The following is a 3,116-nucleotide window of genomic DNA, read 5'->3' as shown; positions in this document are numbered from 1 at the left end:
GCCCGGAATCGACTATCCGGGCTCCGGGCGCGACCCCGGACGAGGGCGAGCGGGGCGTGCTCAGCGATCTCGCCCTTGACCATGGAGCTGGCCGATGAGCCACCCCCAGGCAGCCGCCGTGGCGGCGCCCCGTCCCCCCGTCAGACCGCATGCGAAGCCCGCCCGCCCCGAGTTCTCCTCGGGCCCCTGCGCCAAGCGCCCCGGTTGGACCGCCGAGGCGGTCGCCGCCCGCGCCTTCCTCGGCCGCTCGCACCGCGCCGCGAAGCCCAAGGCGCAGCTGAAGGAGGCGATCGACCGCACGGCGCGGCTCCTCGGCGTGCCGGAGGGCTACCGCACCGGCATCGTGCCCGCCTCCGACACCGGCGCCTTCGAGATGGCGATGTGGTCGCTGCTCGGCGCGCGCCCGGTCGACATGCTGGTCTGGGAGAGCTTCGGCCAGGGCTGGGCGACCGACGCGACCAGGCAGCTGAAGCTCGCGGACTGCCGCGTGCTCGACGCCCCCTACGGCGCGCTCCCCGACCTCGGCGCGGTGCGCCGGGAGGCCGACGTCTGCTTCACCTGGAACGGCACCACCTCGGGCGCCCGCGTCCCGGACTGCGACTGGATCGCCGCCGACCGCGAAGGGCTCACCCTCTGCGACGCGACCTCGGCGGCCTTCGCCCAGGACCTCCCCTGGGACAAGCTCGACGTCACCACCTTCTCCTGGCAGAAGGCGATGGGCGGCGAGGGCGCGCACGGCATCCTCATCCTCAGCCCCCGCGCCGTCGAGCGGCTGGAGAGCTTCGCCCCGCCGCGGCCGCTGCCGAAGATCTTCCGCCTGACCAAGAGCGGCAAGCTCATCGAAGGCATCTTCGCCGGCGAGACGATCAACACCCCCTCGATGCTCTGCGTCGCCGACGCGATCGACGCCCTCGACTGGATGGAAGGGATCGGCGGCCTCCCCGCCACCCGCGCCCGCGCCGACGCCAATGCCGCCGCGCTCCAGGCCTGGGTCGACCGCACCCCCTGGATCGAGAACCTCGTCGCCGATCCGGCCGTCCGCTCCAACACTTCGGTCTGCCTCCGCATCATCGACCCGGAGATCGCCGGCCGCGACGAGGCGGCGCAGCGCGACTTCGTCAAGGCGATGACGAAGCTCCTCGAGGCCGAGGGCGTCGCCTACGACATCGCCGGCTACCGCGACGCCCCTCCCGGCCTCCGGATCTGGTGCGGCACGACGGTCGAGACCGCCGACGTCGAGGCGCTCGGCCCCTGGCTCGACTGGGCCTTCCAGACCGCCAAGGCCGCCTGATCCCTCCCGTCCCCTGAAATTCGGCGGGCCGGCGCGCCCGCCACCCCGGAGTCATTCAAGATGCCCAAGGTTCTCATTTCCGACGAGCTTTCCGATGCCGCCGTGCAGATCTTCCGCGACCGCGGGGTCGAGGTCGACTTCCAGCCGCAGCTCGGCAAGGACAAGGCGAAGCTGGCCGAGATCATCGGCACCTACGACGGCCTCGCCATCCGCTCCGCCACCAAGGTCACCGCCGACCTGATCGCCCGCGCCGGCAACCTGCGCGTGATCGGCCGCGCCGGCATCGGCGTCGACAATGTCGACATCCCGGCCGCCTCGGCCAAGGGGATCGTGGTGATGAACACCCCCTTCGGCAACTCGATCACCACCGCCGAGCACGCCATCGCCATGATGCTCGCCTGCGCCCGGCAGATCCCGGCCGCCGACGCCTCGACGCAGGCCGGCAAGTGGGAGAAGTCCCGCTTCATGGGCACCGAGATCACCGGCAAGACCCTCGGCCTCGTCGGCTGCGGCAACATCGGCTCGGTGGTCGCGACCCGCGCCATCGGCCTGCGGATGAAGGTGATCGCCTACGACCCCTTCCTCTCGGCGGAGCGGGCGCAGGCGCTCGGCGTCGAGCGGATCGAGGATCTCGACGAGCTCCTTGCCCGCGCCGACGTGGTGACGCTGCACCTGCCGAAGACCGAGAAGACGGCGAACATCCTCTCCGCCGAGCGGATCGCCCGGATGAAGCCGGGCGCGCGGCTCATCAACTGCGCCCGCGGCGGGCTGGTCGACGAGGTGGCGGTCGCCGAGGCGCTGAAGTCGGGCGCCCTCGCCGGCGCCGCCTTCGACGTCTTCTCCGAGGAGCCGGCGAAGGAGAACGTCCTCTTCGGCGCCCCCAACGTCGTCTGCACCCCGCACCTCGGCGCCGCCACCGCCGAGGCGCAGGAGAACGTCGCGCTGCAGGTCGCCGAGCAGATGGCCGACTATCTCGTGCACGGCGCCATCTCGAACGCGCTCAACGCGCCCTCGGTCACCGCCGAGGAGGCGCCGATCCTGAAGCCCTGGATCGGCCTCGCCGAGATGCTCGGCAGCTTCGCCGGCCAGGTGACCGAGCATGCGATCACCGGCATCGAGATCGAATATGTCGGCGACGTCGGGCAGCTGAACCTGAAGCCCCTGACCGCCGCGCTGACCGCCGGCCTGCTGGTGCCGCTGGTGGGGCAGGGGGCGGTCAACATGGTCTCGGCGCCGATCGTCGCCCGCGAGCGCGGCGTCCACATCACCGAGACGCGCAAGGATCCGCAGGGCGCCTTCGGCTCCTACATGCGGCTGATCGTGACGACCGAGCAGCAGACCCGCTCGGTCGCCGGCACCATCTACTCGGACGGCAAGCCGCGCTTCATCCAGATCAAGGGGATCAACCTCGAGGCCGAGCCGATGCCCTACATGCTCTACACCACCAACACCGACACGCCGGGCTACATCGGCGCGCTCGGCACCAGGCTCGGGGCGCTCGGGATCAACATCGCCACCTTCGCCCTCGGCCGCGAGCAGCGCTCGGGCGAGGCCATCGCGCTCCTCGGCGTCGACGAGGCGGTGGCGCCCGAGGCGCTGCGCGAGATCGCCATGCTGCCCCAGATCCGCCAGGCCAAGGCGCTGAGTTTCTAGCCGGCTGCCGGGGCGTGAACGGCCCCGCGGGGCCGTTCACGAAGAATTAGGAAGTTGTTTCCCTTTATCCACAAGGGGATAGCTATGGTTTCGCGCGCGAAATCACCGATCGCGCTGCTTCAGAGGGTCTCCCACGCCCCGGACTTCCCCGAGGCGATGATCGCGTCGCAGA

General features: G+C 71.1%; 2 protein-coding genes. Both read left to right on the top strand.

What is annotated here, in order from left to right:
• Nucleotides 1-94 precede the first annotated feature (94 nt).
• Entirely contained in the window at nt 95-1,291 is a 1,197-nt protein-coding gene (locus tag Q0112_RS01365) for a phosphoserine transaminase (RefSeq protein WP_297970435.1), read from the top strand.
• Nucleotides 1,292-1,351: 60 nt separating this feature from the next.
• Nucleotides 1,352-2,944 carry a phosphoglycerate dehydrogenase gene (gene serA / locus Q0112_RS01360; protein ID WP_297970433.1) on the top strand — a complete coding sequence of 531 codons (1,593 nt, stop codon included), beginning with the start codon at nt 1,352-1,354 and terminating at the stop codon, nt 2,942-2,944.
• The last annotated feature ends 172 nt before the right edge of the window (nt 2,945-3,116 follow it).

The organism is uncultured Amaricoccus sp., from assembly GCF_937858865.1.
Lineage (GTDB): Bacteria > Pseudomonadota > Alphaproteobacteria > Rhodobacterales > Rhodobacteraceae > Amaricoccus.
Note: the sequence above shows the minus strand (reverse complement) of the source record. Positions and strands in the feature narration are given on the sequence as shown.